Origin of the sequence: Acinetobacter sp. WC-743, assembly GCF_000335555.1 — a bacterium.
GTDB classification, from domain to species: domain Bacteria; phylum Pseudomonadota; class Gammaproteobacteria; order Pseudomonadales; family Moraxellaceae; genus Acinetobacter; species Acinetobacter bereziniae.
Window position 1 is genome coordinate 63,249 of the sequence record NZ_AMFQ01000148.1, and the last position, 25,986, is coordinate 89,234.

The following is a 25,986-nucleotide window of genomic DNA, read 5'->3' on the forward strand; positions in this document are numbered from 1 at the left end:
TAAAATCATTCAGCTTAACATGAAAACATTTCACCTAATCGCAATCCCATATCGCATAAAAACTTTTACAATACTCAATCCATCACTTTTTTATATTGTTCAACATGGCGCTGGAACGAAAAAAACTCGAATTACCTCAAGGTCACAATAAATTGTTGCTTCATTCGTGTTGTGCGCCGTGTTCAGGTGAGGTGATGGAAACCTTAATTGAATCAGAAATTGATTTTTCGATCTTTTTTTATAATCCCAATATTCATCCAGTAAAAGAATATCTGATACGAAAAGAAGAAAATATTCGTTTTGCCGAGAAGCACAATATTGAATTTATCGACTGCGATTACGATACCGACAATTGGTTTGCCCGTGCCAAAGGCATGGAAAACGAACCTGAAAAAGGTATTCGCTGTACCATGTGTTTTGATATGCGTTTCGAACGAACAGCCCTATATGCTTATGAACATGGTTTTCGCTTAATCAGTAGTTCCTTGGGTATCTCTCGTTGGAAAGACATGCAACAGATCAATGGCTGTGGAATCCGAGCAGCAGCACATTATCCTGAAATTGAATATTGGGATTATAACTGGCGCAAAAATGGTGGTGCGCATCGTATGATTGAAATCAGTAAACGGGAAGAATTTTACCAGCAGGAATACTGTGGCTGTGTGTATTCATTACGTGATACCAATCGCTGGCGTATGAAAAATGGTCGTGATCGAATCAAATTAGGTGAAAAATTCTATAGCAATGCTATGGATGAAGAGCACTAAATTCAACTACTCTGCTTTATACCAATTTTTCCAAGAGCTGGTTCCTCGTACCTCGATCGGTACAGTTGGAATCAGTTGTTCTTTTAACAGTTGAATTTGATCCACATCATGCGCTAAACGGGATTTAACCGAATGGATGCATTCCCTATCGCCAAACTCACACCGATCTAATTCGGTACCGCCACATGGACCATTGGCTAATCCTTTGGGGCAAGTTTCTGGGCAAATATATAAAGTTTCAGCCAAACGACATTGACCACAACTTTCACAGCCCAGCAAATAATGCTTACTTAAATATTCAGTCTGTAAGAGTACTTTGGCGGCAGTTTTTCTATTCCAGAAGCTGGCATTAAAAATAAAAGTACCCACCCCTTTCACAAAGCTAGACTGAAACACGGCACGATGAATCAGGTCTAAAAACTGATATTTCACCTTGTTGTTCAATGCTGACTTTATCCGTTTAGCCGCCACTTTTGGTCGAAGTTGTTCACCCTCTGCTAGCTGCCACAATTGATTCCAGAGTATCTCGCATTGAGACAAATTCAGGTCGCGATATTGTTCAATATACTGTTCTAATAGCATTTGCTCATCAGCTTTATGACATGCTGAAAGGTGTACACCGGCATAACCCAAATGTTGGCAAATCAGAATTTGTAAAGCACAGCGCTTATACACATTTTCTGGGCATTGATTGACTTGATCCTGTGTTAAAACCTCTAGCATATGCGGGGTAATCACGATACCGGCAACTTTATGCTTCACCATAAATTGTGCTCGCGCTAAAGTCAGTGGCATGACACAAGCGAGCGTTTTTTGGATATATTTTTCTTGGGCTAAAAAAGTTTGCAGTTGTTTTAAAGCGGACAAATCAAAACCCAATTGAGTAATGATGTAATCTGCACCTGCATTTAATTTCTTATGTAGTTTTAAATACTGTGCTTGTTGTTCAGCTGGCGTATATTTAAAGGGATTAAAAGCTACACCAATATGGAAACCGCCATATTGATGAGCAGCCATAACCGCATTGACCGATTCTAAATAGCGGGTTCTGGCATGTTGCCCCTGACCATCATGGTGTTGTTTAAGCTTATCACCTGTCAGTAACAAGATATCTCGTAATCCGACTGAATCTGCTTGCTTTAAAAATAATTTAAAATCATCAATGTCTCTTCCCTTACCTGCATAATGTAAAACTTTCTCGATATGATCTGGATATGCTTGTGCAGCGATCAAAGGAGCAATATCCTCATCAGAACGCACACGATCAGATAAGGTCATACAGGCTGGAAAACCAGCCAAACTTTCCCTTACAGGCAGTACCTGATTTTTTGTAGGGAGATACTCTACTAAGCAACAAAATTGATTTTGAGCAAAATACTGGGAAAGCTGAGACATAATTGCAAATGTAAAAGGACAAACAACAAAAAAATTAAGTCAGAATTATAGATTGTTTTGCATCAAATTACTGCGCTTAGACACAATTTTATCGGGCATGCAGTCTTTCAAATGACCTGTTTATAAATTGAAAACGACCATACTAAAAATTTACGATCAGACTCTTTATAAAATTTTAGTTTTTTATACGTTCTGCTAAGACTTCTTTAAGAACATTTGTTCCGTTGATTGCAGAGGGAAAACCTGAATAAACCGACATCAAAAGCATAATTTCCTTGATCTCCGTTTCACTTAATCCAATATTCAACCCTGCATGGATATGGAATTTGAGTTGGGGTTGTGCTGTTCCTAATGCAGTTAATGCCGCAATCGTCGCAATTTGTCGGTATTGCTTGCTTAAATTATCTCTTGCGTAAATATCGGCATATCCATACTCAAGGATAAACTTGAGCAATTCGGGAGAGAATTCAGCATATGCTGTTTTTAGCCGATCTACTTGCTGACTATCCAACTGTGATAATTCATCTTCCCCTAATTTTAATCGATCAACATGATTAATTTTGCTCGCTGTTTTACCTATTTCATCATGGATGCCCTGCTTTTTTCTTTCTGCTAAAACATCTTTGAGTATATTCATTGCATTGATGCTACTTGGAAAACCTGAATATCCAGACATTTGTAAAATGACTTCCTTAAGTTCATTGATGCTAGTTCCTGTATTTAATGCCCCGTTGATGTGAACTTTTAATTGTGGTTGCGCATTACCCATTGCCGTCAAGGCAGCAACTACTGCGATTTCTTTAGACTTAAGGTCAAGCCCAGTTCTTGAATAAACATCACCAAATGCGTATTCAATAATGTATGTGCCTAGATCAGGCGAGACATCTTTTAGACTTTGAATGACTTTTTCACCTGCTTCGCCATCAATTTCTTTGAGTTTCTCCCAACCTCTTTCATATCGACTTAATTGTATTTCGCTTTTAACAGGGCGGCTAAAATCAGGCAGTGTACTCTTCTGCATAATCTTTTCTCCTTTGATTTGATGATTGAATGGGTGCATCGATGGATGACCATCGTTGCTTAAATTGATTTCATCTATCGCTTGTACAGACGAAGCCAATGCGATTCCGATAAAATAAACGGTCAAAACGACTGCGTGTTTAAAGCACATCTTTTTCTCTTTGCTGTGTTTATAAAGCTGTGTTTATTAATTTGCTATGTAAATCAATAAGAATATTTTTCTGACCAATAAAGTCAGATGGATATAAAGTTAAATAGTCATGCTGAATTCTCAATGCTAATTTTTTATATGGCGACTTTTATAAGCTTGCATCAAGATGTCTTATCAATGGATTAAATTAACACAGAAATATAAATATTATTAAAATATAAGTGTAGATATTCTTATTATTGTAACATTTTATACCACTCCTCAGGTCTCAAAGTGGAACAAATCAATAGCCTATTAAACACAGTAGCACTTTTTTGGCAAAGCTAAATTGTTTTTAAATTTTCAAGATTTTTCCCTGATCCATATAAAGCACTTGCGCATTTAAATAAGCCAACTCATCGGCGTGATGTGTCACATAAATCATCGGCAATTGAGTCTGGGTTTTTACCCGATCAAGAAAAGGTAAAATTTGTTGTTTTAAGCGTTGGTCCAAACCTGTTAAAGGTTCATCGAGTAATAATAAATCTGGAGAAGACAACAGTGCTCGTCCAATTGAAACACGTTGCGCCTCGCCACCAGAAAGTTGATATGCATGGCGCTTAAGTAAGTTCCTTAGTTCCAATAAATCCACAATCTGCTCAAAAGCAAATTTTTTATCGAGATCAGTGCGTAAATGTTCGGCATATTTTAAATTCTGTTGAACATTCATATGTGGAAATAACCATGCCTTTTGAAAAACCAAAGCAATACGGCGTTGATGCATCGGGACACGAATTTTTTTCTGATCATCAAATAATACTTGTTTGTTCAGTAATATTGAGCCTTGGCTCGGTTGTAATAACCCAGTGATATTTTTAAGTAAGGTTGATTTACCATATCCTGAAGGTCCCATAATCCCGAGTAATTGTTGCTGCATGTGCAACTGTACCTGTAAATTCAAGTCAGCATATTGAAACTGAAAATCACATTGCAGCATCTTTACCTCCCAGTTTTCGCTGATACTTCTGCAAAATATAATAATTTGCGATTAATGCAGAGAAAGCGATTAACAATGACAGCACCACCAAACGCATGGCAGCCTGTTCGCCGTCAGGTTGTTGAATCAAGGAATAAATGGCGATTGGGATAGTGCGGGTTTCATCTGGAATATTCCCGACAAAAGTAATGGTTGCACCAAATTCCCCCAAACTACGGCTAAAACATAAAATACTCCCGATTAAAATTCCGGGTAGCGCCAAAACCAAACTAATACTTCTAAACACCTTGAATGGACTGGCACCTAGAGAGCCTGCCACCTGTTCTAATTGCTGATTGATCATTTGAAAAGACAATCGAATCGGCTGTACCATGAGTGGGAAAGCTACCACCATCGATGCCAAAACTGCACCTTTCCAATTAAAAGCCATTTGAATACCGAGTTGATTCAAATATTGACCAATCCAACCCTGTGCACCAAATAAGATTAAAAGTAAATAACCTAAAACAACTGGCGGTAAGACCATTGGCATTTGTAGTAATGCTTCAACAACAAACTTCAACTTAAAATCATAACGCGCCAGTATCCAAGCCAGCATCACTGCAAAAGGCAGGCAGAATAAAGTTGCACAAGTCGCAACTTTTGCAGATAAATACAGCGCACTCCACTCTTCAGGGCTTAACATAGACGATGGCCTTAAAGGGTAAATCCATATTGAAGCAGTATTTTTTTAGCTTGCGGATTTTCCTTTAAGTATTGATTAAATTTGACTGCAGATGGATTATTTTGCCCCTGTTCAGTCAAAGCAATCGGATAGACGATGGGTTGATGGCTATTGCTTGGAAAAACACCTGAAATTTTGACTTTTTTACTGATCAACGCATCTGTTTTATAGACGATTCCCACCTGACACTCGCCACGTTCAACAAATGCTAAGGCTGAGCGAACATCGTCAGTGCCAACAATTCGACCATTCAAACTATCGAGCCAATTCAATTTAATTAAGCTTTGTTTGGCATATTTACCTGCGGGTACAGATTCCATTTGTCCTGTACACAAGCGACCCTGAAAGGATTGCGCAAAATTGAACTGTGGTACAGCTTTAAACTGTTGCTTACTTTGAACTGGGCTGATTAAAACCAGCAGATTAAACAGAAAAGGCTTCACTTGGTTGTGTTGAATTTTTTGTTTTTGTACCAAGTAATTCATCCAATCCTGATCGGCAGAAAAGAAAATGTCGCTGGGTGCACCTGCTTCAATCTGCTTTGCCAGTGCTGATGATGCACCAAACACAGGCACAATTTTAATCTCTGGATTTTGCTTTTCATATACTTTGGCAATATCTGTAATAGCATTTGTCAAACTTGCTGCCGAATAAATCTTAACGGTTTCAGCATGTGATAGCGTCGAAAACAGCGTGAAAGCAAGCACAAAATTGATCGGTCTACGCATTTTTTATTCCCTCAATTTTGAATGAATAACACAGGTAAAATCTGTCCTTTCTGTATGTCTTGCTCTGCGGGAACCCGTACAATACAGTTGGCATGGATGAGATTACTGAGCATATGAGATTGTTGTTTTGCTAAACTTTTTAAACTTAAGTGACCTTGTTCAAAGACAGCACTCATTCTTAAAAATCGTTCACGTGCATCGGATTTAAGTGTGTGACTGATGATGCCATTTTGCCAATGTGGGGGAGATTGATGCCCTTGCAAAGCGCCAAGTAAAGTTGAGACGTAGACTTGCATACCGATATAGACGGCAGCTGGGTTTCCCGGTAATGCCAATAAATAACAATGACGTTGATCTTTGCGCTGATATTTAGCAAACAACATCGGTTTGCCAGGTTTTTGTTTGACTTTCCAAAAAATTTGCTCAAAACCTAACTTGAGTGCAACAGGTCGAACAAAATCATAGTCCCCAACAGAGACACCACCAGTACTAATAATCAAATCATATTGATTTTTGAGTTCGTCAAATAAATTGAGGACTTGTTGTTGTTGATCATCAACATGGATCACATCTATGCTTTGATTGTGTGTTTGGAACCATGCTTGAATCAAAGGTCCATTTGCATCAAAAATTTTACCTGAGTTTAAACACTCGACAGTCTCAGCAACTTCATCCCCTGTAATTACTACAGCAATTTTAGGGTATTTAAAAACCTTTAATTGCTTTATTCCTGCCATACTCAACGCAGCAATCACTCCCGTATTTAGCTTCTGACCAGCAGGCGCAAGTCGCTGACCTTGCGTCACCTCTTCACCCTTCTCACGAATATCTGTATATTGTTTTAATTTTTCATCAATTCTAATCACTTGCGTGCTAAGCACTTCCACAATTTCCTGACGGGCAACTGTAGTAGTTCCTATCGGTATTTGACTTCCTGTGAATATTCGTAAGGCCTGTCCTTGTAACAGTTTCACATCGACTGTTTGCCCTGCACGCACCTCACCCACAACATCAAACTGTGTACCCGCTTCTATCGGTTCTTGACTAGATAACGCATATCCATCAACAGCACTTTGCGAAAACAAAGGTAAGTCAATCTTTGAAAAAATGTCATCTGCAAGATATCGATTAAGCGCTTGGCTCAGCGGTAAAACTTCTATATCTAAACAATGGCTATGTGTCAAAATAAGCTCTAAAGCTTGATCAATAGAAATTAAGCCCTTCTCTACACCGCAATCCTGACTAACAACGTGTTGATTCATTGATAGCCTCCTGTATGCGGAATATTTTTTTGCACATCAAAGAGATGAACCAAAGCAGGTAAAATCGCAATCAATGATTCTTGCGCACCTTGTCTACTTCCTGGCAAGGTGATGACCAAGCTTTTTTCAATATAGCCAGCAACCCCACGGCTTAAGGCAGCATAAGGTGTACGGCGCTGACCAAAACTGCGTGAAGCTTCCATCAAACCGGGAATTTCACGCTGAAGTAAGGGTTGAATGGTTTCAACAGTAAGATCTTTTGGCCCTAATCCTGTCCCTCCCACTGTTACAATCAGTGGATATTGATTTTTTTGCTGTTCAATTAAAGCCAATAATTGTTTAGGTGAATCAGGAATCACTTGATAGTCAATTCCCACAAAATTGGCTTGTTCGAGGATCTCCAATACATTTTGCCCAGCAGTATCTGGTTTTTTGCCTGAAGCAACAGTATCAGATAAAACAATAATTGAAGCAGTCAAAGGTTCTTTCAATACACGCGTAAAGTGCGATTTCCCACCATTTTTCTTCTGTAATTTGCATTGATCTAGACATAAGTCCTCGGGTTCACAATGCGGTTTCAACATATCGTACAAGGTTAAACCTGCCAAACTCACTGCTGTTAATGCTTCCATCTCTACGCCAGTTGGACCTATTGTTTCAACTGTAGCCATGATCACCACATGGGTTTCATTTAACTCGTATTCCACATCTGCACGATAGATTGGCAAAGGATGGCACAGTGGAATTAACTCATCGGTACGTTTGGCTGCCAAAATTCCTGCAATTCGGGCAGTTTTTAATGCATCACCTTTTTCAGTATTGCCATTTCTTAACAGTTCGATGCAATGCGAAGGTGCATGTAATATCCCTGTTGCAACCGCTGTACGATAGCTTTCTGCTTTCATGCCCACATTTTTCATTACATCTTCCTTCTATTGCGATATTTTCCAAGGCAAATCGTGTTGTGCTGAATATGTTTTACATATGCCATTGATAAATAGTCTGTTCACAAGTCTTGTTCAGTACAACGTTTTGCTCACGATCTGACTGCAATGATTTATGTGCTGAATGTTGATGTTCACAATGCTGTTGCATGTGAGATTCATTATGTGAAACTTGACTTGATCCTACATAGTCCTTACGGATACAACAGCCTGCAACATATTGGCTACTTCCATCTTGATAAAACTCTTCTTTCCACACAGGAACCTCATGTTTTACTCGCTCTACAGCTTCTTCACACGCAGCAAAAGCTTCACGACGATGTGCTGCATAAGCCACTGCAATAATGGCTTTTTCACCAATCTCCAAAGTCCCTATCCGATGGATCACTCGAACATAAGACACAGCAAACTGCTGTTGGATTTCTTGTTCAATTTGACGAATCATTTTTTCAGAAACAGGCGCATAGGAAGTATATTTTAATGACTTAACCGCTTTACCTTCATGATGATTCCGCACAGTTCCAATAAAAAAACCAATTCCACCACATTCAGGAAAGTTTTGAATCGGGTCAAAACTTTCTAGGCTCAGTGCTGAATCCTGAATACGGTTAAATTGTTTGAGACTATGTTTAAAAGTATTCATATCAACCTCCAGCCACTGGAGACAGTAAAACCACGGTACTGTCTGATTCTAATAAAGTTTGACGTGGAATAATGTCTTCACCAATCGCGCAGGCACAACGATCAAGCAATGATTCTGCCTTGGGATAACGGCATATTAGGTCATCTAAAACGTCTGAGATTGTCATTCCAGATTTAGTTTGCAGACTTAAATCTGAAGGTAATAAACGTTCTATCGCACCAAAACATTCAATTTTAATCTCAATCGTTGACGATGATTGCTTTGAATCATGGTCTATTGCTGTTTTTGAAAGAACGAGAGAATTCAACATATTAGCCTCCAATCATATACATACTAATTTTTCGGGATGGGGAGTGATCTAACTTTGCTTGTTGAGCGATATCATGAAAACCTCTTTTTTTCTGCCAAATATAATCAGTCAGAGTCTGTTGAAGTTGTAAATTAGACTGTAAATTGAAAGTCTTAGGAAAAAAAGTAAAGCGTTGAGGCAATCTAGCGTGTACCGCAAAAGATATGGTTTGCACCGAAGGTGTTTGAGCGAAATATGTTGGATGCATCCGAGCTGATGATTGTTGTAATGCTCTAATCTGTGCCTTGAGGGCAATACCTTGAGGGGCAAATAAACAATTGAAGAAATCGCCTTGAGCTGTCAGACGCACACGATCACAAGTACCACAAAATGAATGAGTGATGGTTGAAATAATCCCAATCGGATAACCATTAATTAAATATTGTCGAGCAGGCTCAGAGGATTGCCCCTGTTGTAAGCTGACTTCAAAATCTTGCTTTAATTGCGCTAAGATATACTGTTCACTCACAACATCTGATTGTGTCCAATGTCCTACACCATCTAAAGGCATAAATTCTATAAAACGCACGACGCAATTATTTTGAATCGACCAATGTGCCAAAGGTAAAATTTGATCTTCATTTTTACCTTTGATGAGTACTGCATTGATCTTTATTTTTAATCCGACCTGTTGTGCAACACGAATTCCTTCAAGTACAGGCAATAATTCTTTTTTGGTCAAATCTTTAAATTGGTTAGGTTGCAAACTGTCTAGACTGATATTTAAATCATCAAGTCCTGCTTGTTTTAACTGCACTGCGTGTTGTTTAAGATAATAAGCATTGGTGGTCATCGAAACTCTTTTTAGACCCAGCTTTTTCAATTTTTGTAAATCATCGATGAAATGTACTACACCTTGACGCATCAACGGTTCTCCACCTGTGATACGAATATGCTCGATTCCACGCTGCACCATAAACTCGCAAAAAACATACAGCTCTTCAAAACTGAGTAAATTATGTTTTTTGATCCACTCAGGATGTTCAGGCATGCAATAAACACACTTAAAATTACAGCGATCAGTCACTGAAATTCGAAGCTTACGCTTGATGCGACCATGCTGGTCGATAAAGGCAGTATTCTGTTTATGCGGTGTCATTGCATTCATACACACATCCCTTGAAGCACTGTTTAAGTTCAAAATGTTTTAAACTTGAAATTTGCGCTATTTTCTTAAGCTTAAATTTGCAAAAAGTGTTCCAACTTTAATCATTGCGAAGCGAACTTAAAATAAAACCACTGTTGTTGTTTTTACCAAAAACTAACCCAATGATTTCAAACAATAATCTATTTTTTAATACAACAGTTTTAACTGTCGATATTGCTGAAGCTCATCTAAAGAATTAATACTGTGAAAAAAAAGTGCATGATTTTCAAAAGCTGCCTTTTGAGCGTGCAAATCACTAAAACACTGTTTTAAACTGCGCTGTCCCTGTTCAAGATGAGTGCGTATCATGGCGAATGAACTGCGCTTTAACAGACAGAATGGATATAACGCTTTGCCATTTAACTCAACATAAGCCACCTCTGCCAACGGGACACGTGCTAAAGCCCGATGTAATTTCTCAACTACCTGAACTGGAACAAATGTCACATCGCAGGGCACAAACAACACATAGTCAGATTTCACATAAGACCACGCACTTTTCATTCCCATGAGAGGTCCTAAAAAGCCTCTTTCATCATCTTGATAGCAATAAATATTGGGAATAAGTTTTTGATAAATCGAATAATCACGATGACTGTTGACCCAGACTTGTGCAACTTGATGTTTCAGTTGTTGATGGATTTTTAGCAACTGAATTTGATCATCAAACTTTTGCAAAAGCTTATTTATTCCATTCATGCGTCTTGCTTGACCACCGGCAAGGATCACCAAATCAGTTTGAGGGTATGTCGACAGCTTTGTTGTTATTGCGCTACTTTTTTTCATTCTATCGCCTCCGCTTGACAGGCTTTAATCAGTCCACGTATCTCAGGTAGACAGGAACCACAGTTACCACCTGCTTTTAGGCATGCAGTTACTTGTTTTTCATGTTGGATGCTTTTTTCTTTAATGGTGGCAATAATTCGATTTTTACCCACTTTAAAACAACTACAAACCAGTGGGCCATCACTATTTGCTATCGACATGGCTTGTCCTGCCAAAAGTGCTTTTCGGTGCATTGCACTGAGTCGTTCCCGCTTAAATAAACTGGCAACCCAGTCCCGATCAGGTAATAAAGCTTTTGGTGCGATATATAAACTCGCAATCAGGCGACCATCTTTTAACACTACACTATGACTGATATGTGCGGTTTGATCTTCTAAATTCAGCCATTCAAAGCTTTCATCTTGAAAAGGTAAAAGCTGCTTTAAATGCTGGGTAATTTGCTCAAAACGACGCCGATCTGCCAATTCATAACGTATCGCCTGAGTGGTTTTAATTTTGGTCCACCAAACTGTACTTTCGATACTGTTTTGAACCAGATGTTCATAACCCACTCGTACATAAAACACGCCTTGCCATTGTGTATAGAATGGTTGAATCATCACTGGAGTATGCTTGAATTCAGGCTCTCCTGAGATCGCATCAACAACTGGATTGACCACTTTTCCAATCCGTGCATCTGATGCAAACTGATCATTCCAGTGGATTGGTGCAAAAATTTGTCCACGGCGAATTTTGTCACTCAGTATCGCTCTTAAAACACACAAGCCCCATGCGGATTTGATCTCAACCAGTTCACCGTCCTTCACCCCATACTTCAATGCATCATTAGGATGGATTTCACAAAAAGGTTCTGCCTTATGGCTAGACAAATTTGCAGAAAGACCCGTGCGAGTCATGGTATGCCACTGATCACGAATCCGCCCTGTATTGAGAATTAAAGGATATTCATGTGTTGTTGAATGCACTGGATCAATCGCTGTTGTGGCAATAAATTTGGCATGTGCATTGATATGGCTGAATTGCCCAGAAGAAAATAATTGACCAACATCCTGCTGATGTTCTGAATCCAAAATAGGCCACTGTACTGGTGCAAGCGTTTGATATTGCTGAAATGAAAGTCCAGTTAAACCTGCCAAATTAAAATATCGAAATGTGCCGGTCTCTGAACGAGATGACAGTCTTTGGTTTTGATATGCAGATAACTGTGCATGTTCTTTAAAAATTTCATGGCTATTTTCAAAATCAAATCCTGAGAAACCCAATTTTTTTGCCACTTGCGACACAGACCACCAATCCGCTTTTGCTTGTTCAGGTGCTGCTAAAAAAGCCCGTTGCCTTGAAATACGCCGTTCTGAATTGGTCACTGTTCCATCTTTTTCTCCCCACCCCAAAGCAGGTAAAAGCACATCTGCAAATGCTGTAGTGTCTGTGTCTTTACATATATCGGATACCACCACAAACTCACATTGAGTTAAAGCACGTTTAACCTGATCTGCATTGGGTAAACTCACCACAGGATTAGTTGCCATAATCCAAATGGCTTTAATTTTCCCTTGTTCAACTGCCTCAAATAAATCTACTGCTTTTAAACCCACCTGTTGAGCAATCGTTGGACTATTCCAAAATGTTTGTACCAATTGTTGATGAAGAGGATTCTCCAAATCCAAATGTGCTGCCAACATATTGGCAAGTCCCCCCACCTCACGTCCACCCATGGCATTTGGTTGCCCCGTCATCGAAAATGGCGCTGCACCTAACTTTCCAATTTTTCCAGTCAACAGATGACAATTGATGATGCTATTGGCTTTGTCCACACCTCGAGAGGATTGATTAACGCCCATTGAAAAAAGCGTCATCACTTTTTCTGTGTGTGCAAATTTTTCAAAAAATAACTGTAATTTTTCCTGTGAAATTGCTGTTTTTCTCGCAACATTTTCTAAGCTTGATTCCGTTTCAGCGCTTTGTAATGCTTCGTTCAACCCTTGTGTATGGGCATTTACAAATTCGGTATCGGTATAGTTATGTTGATATAAATATTGGAGTAACCCATTAAACAGTGCGACATCTTGTCCAATTTGAATTGGTAGATGTAAGTCAGCTGCTTCGCATGTTGCGGTAAACCGTGGATCAATGACCACCACAAATAAATCATCTTGTTGCTGTTGTCTACGCTCTTTAGCTTGCATGATTCGTTGATACAACACAGGATGACACCATGCCGTATTTGACCCAACCAACACCACCATGTTTGTATGTTCAAAATCCTCATAACTGGCAGGTACTAAGTCTTCACCAAAAGCACGTTTATGTGCCGCAACGGCCGAAGACATGCATAACCTTGAGTTGGTGTCGATGTTGGCTGTTCCCAAATAACCTTTAACAAATTTATTGACCACATAATAGTCTTCAGTCAATAACTGCCCAGAGACATAAAATGCAATACTTTCGGACCCATATTGTTGGATATAATGTTGAAATTTATCTGCAATCAAATCAGTTGCAGTATCCCAGTCACTCTCTTGACGTCCTGTTTTACCTCCAAGCATGGGGTGTAAAACACGTGTTTCCAAACCAACAGTATCAGCAAGGTTACTTCCTTTGATACAAAGTTTTCCATAATTGGATGGATGATCGATATCTCCTGCAACAGACAGCTTTTGCCCAAATGCAGTCTCTTCAACTGTCGCACTCACACCGCAACCTACACCGCAATAAGGACATGTGGTGTGGGTGATTTTGATGTTAGTTTCTGTAGAGCTATGCAGTTCCACGACAGGGATACTATTCATTTCTGCGGTGCTCCTTATCTTGTGCATGGAGTTAACAATTTTTAGAGGTTTTCATTCCCACGCTATAACTAGACTGGATCAATAACATTCGTTCATAACGAAGTATTCAAAATCAGAGAAGTTAAATGCTGTAATTGCCTTAAACAACACTTGAGCTGCGCCATATACAGCGTGGGTGGGATAAAATCATGAATAAAATTAGCCTGCTTTTTTCAATGCAAAATCTCGACCAAATAGCAACTTATTGCGAATTACAGAAATCGGAGTTTGATCAGCAATCAACTCTGCATACCATGCACCGTCTTCTGTATCTCCAAATAACACCGCACCCACAACATGGTCTTTTTGAATAATAATGCGTTTATAGATTTGTCGTTTTTCATCATTCAACACAATATCTTCAAAGCCCTCATTCTCTTGGCTATTTTCGATATCAATACGTCCAGCGGAGAAAACATCACAACCACTGACTTTAAGTTGAGTTGGAACAGTGGGTGCTTTAAAAGTTAAACTGCCATGCTCTGCCAAATGTGATGCACAGATAAAGGCTTGCCCCCATAGTGGTTCAACCAAACCAAAGGTTTGCTGGCGATGTTCAATACACTCACCCACAGCATAAATACTCGGGTCATAGGTTTGCATGGTGTCATTGACCAACACACCGCGATTGCAACGTAATCCTGCACTTTGTGCTAAAGCCATATTTGGACGAATACCAACGGCAAAAATAACCAAATCAGCAGCCAATATCGTGCCATCCTTTAAGCGCACTTGACTGACATGACCATCTTCACCCAACAGCTCTTCTGTATTGGCTTGCGTGATAATTGAAATACCTTTTTGCTCGATTGCCGTTTGCAACATTTGACTGGCTTTGGCATCCAATTGACGGTCCATAATACGATCCATCAAGTGTAAAACTGTGACATTCATGCCACGTTGTTTTAATCCATAAGCAGCTTCCAAGCCCAATAAGCCACCACCAATCACCACTGCATTGCGTTTGGACTGACAATATTCAAGCATCTTGTTGACATCATAAATGTCACGAAAACTCAATACTCCTTTGAGATCAGAACCTTGAACAGGTGGGATAAATGGTTTAGAACCTGTGGCCAAAATCAAACGATCATAATCCACCATTAAACCTTTTTGGGTGTAGATCTGCTTACGAGGGCGATCTATACGCACGGCTGGATCACCTGCGATGAAACGAATATTTTTATCGGCATACCATGCATGTGGGTGTAACATGATGTCTTCTATCGTTTTATCTCCCGATAAAACAGGTGACAGCATAATTCGGTTATAGTTCCCCCATGGTTCTTCACCAATCACCGTGACCTCGTAGCGCTCAGGTGCCATATCCAACAGATCTTCTAAGCAACGCATCCCTGCTAAACCGTTGCCAATCAAAACCAGCTTCATTTTTTCCTGAGTCATGCCATTGTTAGTGATATAGGTTTTTTGTGGCGTTGGGCTAATCCAGACTCGACCATCTTCAATCTTGCTTGGGAAGACCAACAACTTTTGGTCTTTGTCTTCTAAACAACGTCCTGTGGCGAGACTAAAATGTTGCTTGTAGATGGGTGAAGCTACGACACGCTCACCTTGAAGATCTCCAATAATTCCACGTGACATTACAAATGCTTGGCTAAATGGGTCTTGATTACTGAGCGCATATACTCGCTTTTCATTCCCTACACGAAAAATTGCCACTTGTTGCTCATTCAACAAAGCACCGACACCAGTATTCGGTGTGATATCGTCCAAAGCACAAATATCCAACCAATCTAATTCATTCATTTCTTTTAAAATTGTCATGAGACTCTCCCTTATCTTTAAGCTTCAACTACAGCAATACGACTAAGATCTCGTTCCGCTTGTGTTTTAGGGCGAATTTGTCCACGAACCTCTGCAAATTGGATATGTGGGTCTTGTTGTTGTTGCGACTTGGCATTGATAAATGTCACAAAACGCTTACGAACTTCAGGATCTTCAATTGCAGTGCGCCATTCATCTTGATAAGTTCCAACCACATGACTCATACGGCGCTCTAATTCTGTCGCGATGCCTAAAGAATCATGTATCACCACATCTTTTAGATAATCCAAACCACCTTCCATATTGTCACGCCACACTGAAGTACGTTGTAAACGATCGGCTGTTTGGATATAGAACATAAAGAATCGGTCAATGTATTGAATTAAAGTTTGCGTATCTAAATCTGAAGCCAGTAATTCAGCGTGACGTGGTTTCATTCCACCATTCCCACAGACGTAGAGGTTCCAACCTTTTTCAGTTGCAATCACTCCTACATCTTTACTTTGTGCTTCAGCACATTCACGGGTACAGCCTGAAACCGCCATTTTTAATTTATGTGGTGAGCGTAAGCCTTTGTAGCGGTTCTCAAGAAAGATCGCTAAACCTACAGAATCATCCACGCCATAGCGGCACCATGTACTGCCGACACATGACTTTACTGTTCGTAATGACTTTCCATAGGCATGTCCAGACTCAAAACCTGCATCAATCAGTTTTTGCCAAATTTCAGGTAATTGATGCACTTGCGCACCAAACATATCAACACGTTGTCCACCTGTCAGTTTGGTATATAAACCATATTCTTTGGCAATTTGACCAATGGCAATTAAACCATCTGGCGTTACTTCACCACCTGCCATACGTGGTACGACAGAATAAGAGCCGTCTTTTTGGATATTTCCCAGATAATAGTCATTGCTGTCTTGTAGTCCTGCATGATTTGCTTTCAATATAAAATCATTCCAGCAAGAAGCTAAAATATTGGCGACTGTCGGTTTACAAATATCACAGCCCAAACCATGTCCATACTGTTGAATCAAATCATCAAAGCTTTTAATTTCATTGACCCGAACTAAGTGATACAGCTCTTGACGGGAGTAAGCAAAATGCTCACAAAGATGGTTATTGACTGTGACGCCTTGACGCTGTAACTCTGATTTTAAAACTTGTGTAACTAAAGGTGCGCAGCCACCACATGCCGTTGCAGCTTTGGTGCATTTTTTCAACGCACCTAATGAAGTCGATCCATCAGCGATTGCTTGACATATATCTGCCTTAAATACGTTATTACACGAACAAATAGTGGCACTATCAGGCAATAGATCGACTCCACTCCCACCTGCTTTCGCAGCAGACTGAGCATATCCCGGCATGATTAAGCTTTCTGGATTTTCTGGAACAGCCAAGCCATTCAGCATCATTTGCAATAAATCATTATATTCTTTGGCGCAGCCCACCAGTACTGCACCTAATAATTGTGTTTTCTCAGCATTGACGACGATTTTTTTATAAACCATCGCATCTTCATCTGCGTAGAAGTAGCTTAAAGCATTCGGTGTCATAGCATGCGCATCGCCCACGGATGCAACATCTACTCCCATCAGTTTTAACTTGGTGCTCATGTCTGCACCAGCAAAGGCACCACAACTTTGTTGCATCACGTGTTTGGCTGCAATACGTGCCATATCATAACCAGGCGCAACCAAACCATAAATTTTATTATTCCATAATGCACATTCACCAATCGCATAAATGTCTGGATCAGAACTTTGGCAATAGTCATTAATCACAATACCACCACGTTCCCCCAACACTAAACCACTTTGACGGGCTAATTCGTCACGTGGGCGAATTCCTGCTGAGAATAAAATAATGTCTGTTTCTAGTTCAGAGCCATCACCAAATTTCATCAAGTGCGTGCTGTTTTGACCTGCTTCAATCGCAGAAGTGGCTTTTTGGGTATGCACTTTTACACCCAAGTTTTCGATTTTTGCCCGTAAGACCTTACCGCCTAAATCATCAATTTGAACAGCCATGAGACGAGGTGCAAACTCAACCACATGCGTTTCAAGGTCTAAATCTCTTAAAGCTTTTGCTGCTTCAAGACCAAGCAAACCACCACCAATAACAACACCTGATTTGGCATTTAAACTCGCTGCTCGAATTGCATCCAAGTCATCAATGGTTCGATAGACAAAACAGTTTTCGCGTTCATTTCCCGGAATAGGTGGGACAAATGCATAAGAACCTGTGGCAAGTACCAATTTATCATAGGCAATGACATCTCCCTGATTGGTGGTGATACGTTTATTAACTGTATCAATTGCGATGGCTTTGGTACTTAAACGAAGATCTATGCCATAAGCATCAGCAAAGTCTGTGCGACAAAGGGTTAAATCTTTTGCTGATTTTCCAGTGAAATATTCTGTTAAATGCACCCGATCATAAGCGAGGCGTGGTTCTTCTGCCAAAATCGTAATTTCAATTTCATCACCCGCATGTTCCAACACAGATTCAATAAATTTGTGCCCAACCATTCCATGACCAATCATGACAAGTTTCATCTTCATTCTCCTCAATTCACTTTTGCTTTTGTTATTTGTGATTCAATTAAGCCGCACTGTTGTGTTTAATATTTGTGGTCGCATTTTGTTCCATGCTATTGCGTTCAAGTACAGCGGCTTCAAATAACTTTTGCTCTTTCTCTTTATGTTCAACTGAGAAGCGGATCATCAACACACAACTTGCAGCGATCACCACTAAACCGCCCAATACCATCAATGTGGTTTGAATATCCAACATGCCTTTTAATAAAAAACCCGCTGCAACTGCGCCCACATTTCCACCAGCACCAATGATTCCAGCAACACCACCCAATGCATCACGATCGATAAATGGCACCAGTGCATAGGTTGCACCACAAGCCATATGGGTAAATAAAGCAAATACTGTCATTGCAAGGATCGCTAAAATCGCTGTATTCATTTGTGAAAACACGATGAGAAAAACACCTTCCATCAAGATCATGGCGAACAGCACTTTCGTACGCCCGTCTAAACCTTTCTTGGACGCAACTTTGTCTGAAACAATGCCACCGAAGGCACGTGCAAAGAGTGCCAATAAACCAAAGATACCTGCCGCCATTCCTGCTTCTTTTAAACCAAATTTAAAATGGTCTACGTAATACATTGCGACAATGTTATGGATGAAAATTTCTATCCCAAAGCATGCTGCATAAGCACCAAATAAGATCCACACTCGATAGTTTTTTGCAGCATGTATTAAAATCGCCATACCGCCTTTCTTGTCACTGCCTACCTGTAGTCCTTGTGCACGGAGTTCTTTAAAATTCCCTTGTGGTGCATCTTGCGTGAACTTCCAGTACATCGCCCCAACAATCAGCATCAGCACACCCGGTACAACCAGTGCAACTCTCCACCCCATCGCTTGCTCTACACCAAACATAACTAATGCAGCGAGCATCAACGGCATCAATGCTTGAGTTGCACCACCACCTGCATTTCCCCAACCTGCGGTTGTTGCATTTGCTGTACCTACGACATTTGGGGCAAACATGATACTGGTGTGGTATTGCGTGATGACAAAGCTGGCACCAATTGCACCAATCAATAATCGAAAAAATAAAAAGGACTCATAACTATTTGCAGAAGCTACACCAAAAACTGGAATACTGCCGATAATCAACAATGCCGTATATGTTTTACGTGGACCGTATTTATCACATAAGGGTCCAACGATCAGACGGACTAAAATAGTGATGGCAACAGCAGCAATATTGATATTGGCGATTTGATCTTTGGTTAAATGAAATTCACCCGCAATCACAGGCATTAAAGGTGCACAGGCAAACCATGCAAAAAAACAGACAAAAAAAGCGAGCCAACTCATATGGAAGGCTCGCATTGCTGCGCTGCTGAAACTAAACAGATTAATTTTTGTTGCTTTTTTAGCATCTAAATTTGAAGACATAGCTTCGATCTCCTGAACTGAACGCATACAAGTTGCTGCTATGCACAAGGCATATCAGTAACGATCAGAACGGACGTCGTTGGCCGTCTTACAAATTTTGAAAGTCTTCTTTGACTTGCTCAGATATAAGCATAGTTCGTGCCAATATTTTTAAACCACTGTTTTTAAATTTAATTTAATTCCTTTAGGTTTTATTAAATAAAAATAATCATGACTTCAGAATTAAAATATAAAGACCTAAACACTGATCTCCCCTTTATATTCATTGCACATGCATGTTTAGAATGCAATTTGCTTCAATAGAGTGCATTTTATTTTTCCCTTTTTCCAATTCATCATCCACAAACCAATCCATCATCCATAAACAAGTCAGAGTGCTGTAAAAGATTTGGCATCTTAATTGCTTATCATTGAGTGAATCTTTATGTCTAGACACACTCAAGTCGTTGCATGTCAAAATTAAAAATTGCACTCATTGATGATGATATAGAACGCGCATCTTTTATCAGATCATCGTTAATCGAACATGGCTTCGAGGTTGTTGCTTGCCTAATGATTGACCATTTAAATAGTACAGACTTACAACAGTTACATGCTGATATAATTTTGCTCGATATGGATCATCCTCATCGTGACATCATCGAAAGTTGCGTCAGTCAGTTTGATTTACCGACTGTTTTATTTACCAAAAATTCGCAAAAAGACACCATAAAAAGTGCCATTGAAGCAGGTGTAACTGCCTACATCGTGGATGGAATCGATCCTGAAAAATTAGAAAGTATTTTAGAGATATCAATCGAACAATTTAAAAAACACAAAAAATTGCTCAAAGATTTAAACGAGACCAAATGCAAACTTGCAGACCGTAAAGATATTGAAAAAGCCAAAATAATGTTGATGCACATGCATCAAATCGAAGAGGAAAAAGCATTCAGTTTATTGCGTAAAAATGCCATGAGTCATCGCATGACAATGGGCGAAATGGCACGAAAATTAATTGAAGCTCAAGCGTTGCTTCAATCCCAATTTAAGGAATAACCTATGCAAGCACTTGAAAAAACTGATATTCAATTAGGTTATATTCCACTATTGGACTGTACCGCAATCCTTTGGGCACAGCATCAAGGCTATTTCACGGCGCAAGGTTTAAATGTCACATTGGTCAAAGAGCCATCTTGGGCAAGTCTGCGTGACCGTTTGGCTTTTGGTCTTTTAGATGCAGCACATTGTTTATCGGCAATGCTTCCAGCCGCTGCAACAGGCAATGATCAATTGGGAATTCCTTTACAAAGCACATTAGTACTCAGCACCAATCGCGCATTTATCAGTTTGAGTCAAAAGCTCTGTTATGATTTAGACATCTCTGCTCAAGACACACCACAACAGTCTGCAAGGAAAATTGTTGATTCAATCAAACAAGGTCATCAAATCCAATTGGCGCATGTATTTAAACAGTCTATTCACCACTATTGCTTAAGAGAATGGTTAGCTTTGGCAGATTTAGACATTGCAAAAACACATCAACTGTTAACGCTCCCCCCACCTTATATGGTTGATGCCATTTCAACTCAACTGATTGATGGCTTTTGTGTTGGTGAGCCTTGGAATATTCAAGCACAAATTCAAGGTCATGGTCTGGTCATTGCGGAAAGCAAGCAAATTATTCCTGAAGTTGCAGACAAAGTTTTAGCAACGACGCAAGAATGGGCACAAACACATCCTCATACGTTACATGCACTTGAAGTTGCCATTCAACAAGCACAACAAGACTTGAGATCACTTGAATCCCTTCAACAAGTCTGGCAAATGTTAGAACACAGTGAAATTATACGTTTTAATTGTTCTGATTTGACTCATACCCAAGCCTTTTATAAGATTCAAAATATTATTCGATCTTTTGGAATGCAAGATGCACCCAAAGCTGAAGATTTTGAATGGATATTGCAACAGATGTGTGCGTGGGAAAATTTAAAATTGGATCAATCACAAATTAAAGCAATTGCTGTTCAATGTGTAGGAAAAGTATCTTAAATTCCTAGATCAATGACCTCGTGAAATACACAAGTTTTTTATATATGTATGCATATGAGGCTTATTTAACCTATCACCCAAAAGGATAAATACAATTATTTGTTCTCGCCCCCTGAACATTCACAAAATTCTTTCAGCACGAGACTTTAAAATGAGACTCATGCTGAGAGGAATGGATTAATACTTAAACTTCACATTTAAGCGCACCATCATTGGATCACCCCAATTGACCAATTGAGCATTCGGTGTCGTTCCGGCTAGATATTCTCGATCAAATAAATTTTTAATACTCAGCCCTGCACCCCAATTTTTAGCCTCATATCCTGCATTGACATCAAATAATGCATAACTTGGTAGATAGACGAAGTCAGCATTACGTTGTGCAGTTCGAGAACTTTGATAACGAATGCCAGCACCAATATTCCAACCTAATTTATCTGGACTAAAATAATATTGAGTCGACAATGAACTGGCATATTTAGGCACATGGTTACTACGCTTACCAATGTCGCTGCTGATCACACTTTCAGTCACTTTTGCGGTTGGGATATAACTGTAATTCGCTGAAATATTCCATTGATTGGTGATTGCTGCTGCTATTTCAGCTTCAAACCCTTTAGTGACTTGTTCACCTGTTTGAATCGAAAAATTTCCTGAAGCATCTGTTTCTGTGACATTTCTGCGGGTTAAATCATAATAGGCAACATAACCTTGTAAACGCTGATCAAGTGCTTGTAATTTAACACCAACCTCGGCTTGTTTACCCTTTTCAGGATTCAGTAATTGTCCATTTTCTCCTACATCGGTCACAGGCATAAATGAAGTAGAGTAGCTGATGTAAGGAGCAAACATATCATTGATACGATACATCACTGAACCACTACCAGTAAATGCACGATCTGAATTCTTAGTGCTGGTATTTTTTAAAACATTTTCAATTTCGATTTGTGTCCAATCATGACGACCTGATAGCCCGATAATCCAATGATCATCCACCTTAATGGTATTGCGGAGATAGAGCCCTGCGTACTGACTATAAGTCAATGCTTGAGTTGGCGTACCTAATTTTGTGCTGGTGATTCCATAGACAGGACGATCTGCATTAAAAGCATTAATGGTATCTGTTCGACGTGCATAATCACTTCGTTCACGCATCATATCGACCCCAACCATCACATCATAATTGACCTTTCCAAGATCAAAATTACGTTGCAAATTGTTGTCTAAGGTATAGTTCAAGTCCTGTTTATCTTGGTTGTTAATTGCACGTTTAATTGTTGGTAATGTATTGCTTCCCGATGCCAATATCGGATTACCCTGTGTATCTGTTTTAGTAATGGCAAAGTTCTGTTTAAACACCCAGTCATTGTCAAAATAATGGGCATAATTTGCACCGAGACGATAAACATCAACATCATAACCATGATCAGGTTCACCAAAAAATAGGCTTGATGGATAGTTTTTATAATTGCCTTTGCTATATGGAATACCTTGTTGACGAATATATTCACGATGTTGATAACTGGCAATGACAGAAAGATCGTTTTTATCACCTAAGTCAAAATTGTAAGATGGTGCGATATATTGATTTTTAAAATAAACATGATCTGTAGGGTCATCCTGATCAGATACTCGTCCGACAACTCGAAAAGCACCTTTTGCACTATTATTGGGTGCATAGTTAAGATCAAATGTCCCTTCTTTTAAACCATAACTTCCATAACTCAGTGTTGCTTTATAGGCTGTTTCAGCTTGTGGACGCTTAGTCGTTAAATTTACCAGTCCTCCAGGCAAGGCAAGTCCAAAGCCTACGGAAGTTGGTCCTTTGACTACTTCGATGGATTCTAAACCCGAAATATCTTCAGCACGCAAAACATTATCAGATGCCTGTATCCGTAGACCATCAATAAAAGTTTGCGAACTTGAAATCTGCCCACGAATAATAAAGTCATCCCACCCACGGCGACCATATTGTCCTGACGTGACCCCTGCCACACCTTCCAATGCCTCAGCCACAGTTTTCGCTTGCTTTTGTTCAATCTGTTGCTGACCGATTGCACTAATCGACTGAGCTGTTTCAAATAAAGGCGTATTCGATCTTAAAACAGCATTTGCTGTTTTTGCTGCATAAGGCTGCTGATTATTTTCTGCTTGAACCGTAATGGTGGGGAGTTTCTGAGTATCTGCATGCTGTTCAAGACCAACTTCAGTTTGTGCATAGGCAGTACTTGCCATGATGGCAAGCACAGAAAATGTCAGGGAGGATTTATTAAATTGCATTAAACAACAGCCAAAAAAATTTAATCGCAATTATAATCATTTTCATTTAAATTTCTAATAATTTTACATGAAAAACTGACTTTTAATATCGTTAAATTTAGCCCTTTAAATAAAATATAGAAATGCTAAGTTATTGACATATTCTTAGTCATTATTGAACTCAGGGCATATCTTGAATCGTATCTAACACCTAGTCATGAGTTTAAAGATATGCCCATTCCAAGGGTTTTAGTCTATTCTGTTCTAATTGATTTATATTAATTGTAAAAAAGATCTGTCAAATTTTCTAAGCTTTTAATTACTCTATCCATGATTGTTTTTGATCCACTTTAGCAAATATCTATTTTGACTGATTTCTAGACTCCAAAAAAATAAAGATCAAAAAAGCAATCCAATCACCCACTTTTATTCAATCATCAAAATTTGATTATCAAAAATATCTTTATAAAAAACTTAAAACACATCATTTTAAATTTATTCTTTAAATAAAAATTCAACAATTTCATCAATATTTTTTGACTAAAATTTAACTAAACATTGACTCAATTAAGTTGACAATATTTGATATGATGCATATAGTTAGCCACCATACTATATGGTAGCTAACAAAATGAAGCTAGAACAAAAATACCGAGCCCTCTTGGATGAAGCGAGCAAACAAAACATTGCGAACCTTGAAAGTATAAAACTATGTTTTCAAACCCTTTCACTCGCATCTTTGATTGATCATGACTGTGCAATGCAACTTGCCCCACATGGTTTAACCGAAGGTCGTTTTATCGTTCTATTCTTATTAGATGCATCACCTCAAGGTTTAGCTCCAAAAGATATTGCTGATAAAGCAGGTATTACGCGTGCAACAGTGACTGGTTTGTTGGATGGATTAGAACGGGATGAACTCATCATACGTCATGCTGACCATGATGACCGACGTGCTTTAAAGATTCATCTGACCAAGCAAGGCAAACAAACAGCGAAAACTGTGTTTGAACAACATAGTCGTTGGATTGCACAGATTTTTGGCAACTTAACGATACAAGAACGCATACAGCTCACTGCGCTTTTGGAAAAAGTGAGTCAAAACCTGATTCATGAAAAAGAAGCTTAAAACATCAAAATCAAATCACGCACAATTAAAATTTTAAAACCACCGAAGAAAGGAAAAATTATATGTATCATTATCTCGTTGAATTATATACACCAAATACCACTTGGCAGACACTTCCAAATGAACAACGAATGGAATATCTGAGTAAAGTTGGCGAGGCTTTAGGAAACTTATCAAGTATGGGGGTTGAAGTTTTGACTCTGACGGAAACCATTTCTCCAATTGACCAAAGTACAGCTCATCAATATTTAGGAATTTGGCGTTTTTCCAATTCACAAGCGCGCGAAGCACTCCTTGATGGTATTCGTGCCAGTGGTTGGTATCAATATTTTGACCATGTGAATGCTGCAGGTGCTGAAGCAAATTTCCCTCAACATATTCAAGCTTTGGTCAATGGTGGGTAGAAACACTCAAGAATATCCCTACAATTGATTGAACGAATCAAATTAGGGTCTGTTGACATTTAGGGTTCATAATTTAACCTACAAGGGGAGCCATAAAAATATACAAGCTAATGCAACAGAACTTTCATAGTTCCGTTTTAACTTGTCGTATCGAGTGGCTATCCCTCTAAATTGCTTTAACCTACAAAACATATTTTCTACTAAGTGCCTGATTTTATATAAATACCAATCCATATGGTCATTGTTTGATTGGCTATTGGTTTTTTAGGTATATTTGCTTTTGTTCCAGTTGCTCTAATCTGCTGTCTTAATGGCTCTGAATCGTAGCCTTTATCTGCACATACAATCTCTGCCTCATTTAAATCGAGTTTTGAAATTAAATCAGGTGCGACTTTAACATCATGTGTGGTTCCATCAGTAATAATGAAATCAATAGGATTCCCATTTGAATCTACAACTAAATGTATTTTGGAGGAGTTTCCTCCTGCACTTTTAGAGATTGCCTGATCAGCAATACCCGCAGAATGTTGATGAGCACGAATATGGGAACCATCGATGAATAGCCATTCCATATCGGTATTCAGTGATAATAATTTGAATATAGTGAGTAACTTACCACTACTTGACCAGCGATTAAAACGTTTAAAAATAGAGTTCGGTTGTCCAAA

Annotated in this window: 21 protein-coding genes and 1 pseudogene; 5 read left to right on the forward strand and 17 right to left on the reverse strand. The window is 39.1% G+C overall.

The window, feature by feature from the left end; translation table 11 throughout:
- The first annotated feature begins 104 nt into the window (after positions 1-104).
- Positions 105-767 carry an epoxyqueuosine reductase QueH gene (locus ACINWC743_RS22280; RefSeq protein WP_009587041.1) on the forward strand — a complete coding sequence of 221 codons (663 nt, stop codon included), beginning with the start codon at positions 105-107 and terminating at the stop codon, positions 765-767.
- A gap of 6 nt (positions 768-773) precedes the next feature.
- On the opposite strand, the gene ACINWC743_RS22285 is transcribed toward ACINWC743_RS22280, so the two are convergent.
- From ACINWC743_RS22285 to ACINWC743_RS22355, 15 genes are all read right to left on the reverse strand, one after another.
- Positions 774-2,162, reverse strand: coding sequence for a methylenetetrahydrofolate reductase C-terminal domain-containing protein (locus ACINWC743_RS22285; protein ID WP_035301582.1), 1,389 nt, complete (start codon positions 2,160-2,162; stop codon positions 774-776).
- Between the two features lie 175 nt (positions 2,163-2,337).
- Positions 2,338-3,333, reverse strand: a complete 996-nt coding sequence (locus tag ACINWC743_RS22290; RefSeq protein WP_009587078.1) for a carboxymuconolactone decarboxylase family protein — start codon at positions 3,331-3,333, stop codon at positions 2,338-2,340.
- A gap of 334 nt (positions 3,334-3,667) precedes the next feature.
- Positions 3,668-4,309, reverse strand: coding sequence for an ATP-binding cassette domain-containing protein (locus tag ACINWC743_RS22295; RefSeq protein ID WP_009587089.1), 642 nt, complete (start codon positions 4,307-4,309; stop codon positions 3,668-3,670).
- The gene (gene modB, locus ACINWC743_RS22300) at positions 4,296-4,994 is read right to left on the reverse strand and encodes a molybdate ABC transporter permease subunit (RefSeq protein ID WP_005032517.1); all 699 of its coding nucleotides are present in this window, start codon (positions 4,992-4,994) and stop codon (positions 4,296-4,298) included. Before modB ends, ACINWC743_RS22295 begins: the two co-directional genes overlap by 14 nt.
- An 11-nt stretch (positions 4,995-5,005) precedes the next feature.
- Complete coding sequence (modA, locus tag ACINWC743_RS22305; RefSeq protein WP_009587099.1) at positions 5,006-5,761, reverse strand: molybdate ABC transporter substrate-binding protein; 756 nt, start codon at positions 5,759-5,761, stop codon at positions 5,006-5,008.
- 11 nt (positions 5,762-5,772) lie between these two features.
- Positions 5,773-7,023 carry a molybdopterin molybdotransferase MoeA gene (locus ACINWC743_RS22310; RefSeq protein WP_009587083.1) on the reverse strand — a complete coding sequence of 417 codons (1,251 nt, stop codon included), beginning with the start codon at positions 7,021-7,023 and terminating at the stop codon, positions 5,773-5,775.
- A complete protein-coding gene (gene moaCB / locus ACINWC743_RS22315; RefSeq protein WP_009587065.1) occupies positions 7,020-7,943 on the reverse strand; it encodes a bifunctional molybdenum cofactor biosynthesis protein MoaC/MoaB in 924 nt (307 codons plus the stop codon). Before moaCB ends, ACINWC743_RS22310 begins: the two co-directional genes overlap by 4 nt.
- Positions 7,944-8,001: 58 nt before the next feature.
- Positions 8,002-8,610: a molybdenum cofactor biosynthesis protein MoaE gene (locus ACINWC743_RS22320; RefSeq protein ID WP_009587054.1), complete on the reverse strand. Its 609-nt coding sequence runs from the start codon at positions 8,608-8,610 to the stop codon at positions 8,002-8,004.
- 1 nt (position 8,611) lies between these two features.
- Positions 8,612-8,920 (reverse strand): MoaD/ThiS family protein, encoded by a 309-nt coding sequence (locus tag ACINWC743_RS22325; protein WP_009587086.1) that lies wholly within the window; start codon positions 8,918-8,920, stop codon positions 8,612-8,614.
- A gap of 1 nt (position 8,921) precedes the next feature.
- Positions 8,922-10,067, reverse strand: coding sequence for a GTP 3',8-cyclase MoaA (moaA, locus tag ACINWC743_RS22330; protein WP_009587049.1), 1,146 nt, complete (start codon positions 10,065-10,067; stop codon positions 8,922-8,924).
- Positions 10,068-10,253: 186 nt separating this feature from the next.
- On the reverse strand, positions 10,254-10,892 hold the full coding sequence (gene mobA, locus ACINWC743_RS22335) for a molybdenum cofactor guanylyltransferase (RefSeq protein WP_009587072.1): 639 nt from the start codon (positions 10,890-10,892) through the stop codon (positions 10,254-10,256).
- Positions 10,889-13,681 carry a nitrate reductase gene (locus ACINWC743_RS22340; RefSeq protein ID WP_009587046.1) on the reverse strand — a complete coding sequence of 931 codons (2,793 nt, stop codon included), beginning with the start codon at positions 13,679-13,681 and terminating at the stop codon, positions 10,889-10,891. The genes mobA and ACINWC743_RS22340 overlap by 4 nt, the downstream gene beginning before the upstream one ends.
- Positions 13,682-13,879: 198 nt before the next feature.
- Positions 13,880-15,505, reverse strand: a complete 1,626-nt coding sequence (gene nirD / locus ACINWC743_RS22345) for a nitrite reductase small subunit NirD (protein WP_009587066.1) — start codon at positions 15,503-15,505, stop codon at positions 13,880-13,882.
- A 17-nt stretch (positions 15,506-15,522) separates the two neighbouring features.
- Positions 15,523-18,069, reverse strand: coding sequence for a nitrite reductase large subunit NirB (gene nirB / locus ACINWC743_RS22350; protein WP_009587051.1), 2,547 nt, complete (start codon positions 18,067-18,069; stop codon positions 15,523-15,525).
- 46 nt (positions 18,070-18,115) lie between these two features.
- Entirely contained in the window at positions 18,116-19,495 is a 1,380-nt protein-coding gene (locus ACINWC743_RS22355) for an MFS transporter (RefSeq protein WP_009587063.1), read from the reverse strand.
- Positions 19,496-19,945: 450 nt separating this feature from the next.
- On the opposite strand from ACINWC743_RS22355, the gene ACINWC743_RS22360 reads away from it, so the two are divergent.
- Both ACINWC743_RS22360 and ACINWC743_RS22365 read left to right on the forward strand, forming a co-directional pair.
- Entirely contained in the window at positions 19,946-20,533 is a 588-nt protein-coding gene (locus ACINWC743_RS22360; RefSeq protein WP_009587108.1) for an ANTAR domain-containing response regulator, read from the forward strand.
- Positions 20,534-20,536: 3 nt separating this feature from the next.
- Positions 20,537-21,526 carry an ABC transporter substrate-binding protein gene (locus ACINWC743_RS22365; RefSeq protein WP_009587060.1) on the forward strand — a complete coding sequence of 330 codons (990 nt, stop codon included), beginning with the start codon at positions 20,537-20,539 and terminating at the stop codon, positions 21,524-21,526.
- 177 nt (positions 21,527-21,703) lie between these two features.
- Here ACINWC743_RS22365 and ACINWC743_RS22370 read toward each other — a convergent pair whose 3' ends face one another.
- Positions 21,704-23,806 carry a TonB-dependent siderophore receptor gene (locus ACINWC743_RS22370; RefSeq protein ID WP_009587061.1) on the reverse strand — a complete coding sequence of 701 codons (2,103 nt, stop codon included), beginning with the start codon at positions 23,804-23,806 and terminating at the stop codon, positions 21,704-21,706.
- A 610-nt stretch (positions 23,807-24,416) separates the two neighbouring features.
- On the opposite strand from ACINWC743_RS22370, the gene ACINWC743_RS22375 reads away from it, so the two are divergent.
- Positions 24,417-24,914: a MarR family winged helix-turn-helix transcriptional regulator gene (locus tag ACINWC743_RS22375; protein ID WP_009587062.1), complete on the forward strand. Its 498-nt coding sequence runs from the start codon at positions 24,417-24,419 to the stop codon at positions 24,912-24,914.
- A 62-nt stretch (positions 24,915-24,976) separates the two neighbouring features.
- Entirely contained in the window at positions 24,977-25,318 is a 342-nt protein-coding gene (locus ACINWC743_RS22380) for a DUF6616 family protein (RefSeq protein WP_005032546.1), read from the forward strand.
- A 78-nt stretch (positions 25,319-25,396) separates the two neighbouring features.
- On the opposite strand, the pseudogene ACINWC743_RS22385 reads toward ACINWC743_RS22380, so the two are convergent.
- Positions 25,397-25,986, reverse strand: a pseudogene (locus ACINWC743_RS22385) (IS5-like element ISAbe13 family transposase); the annotation flags it as partial.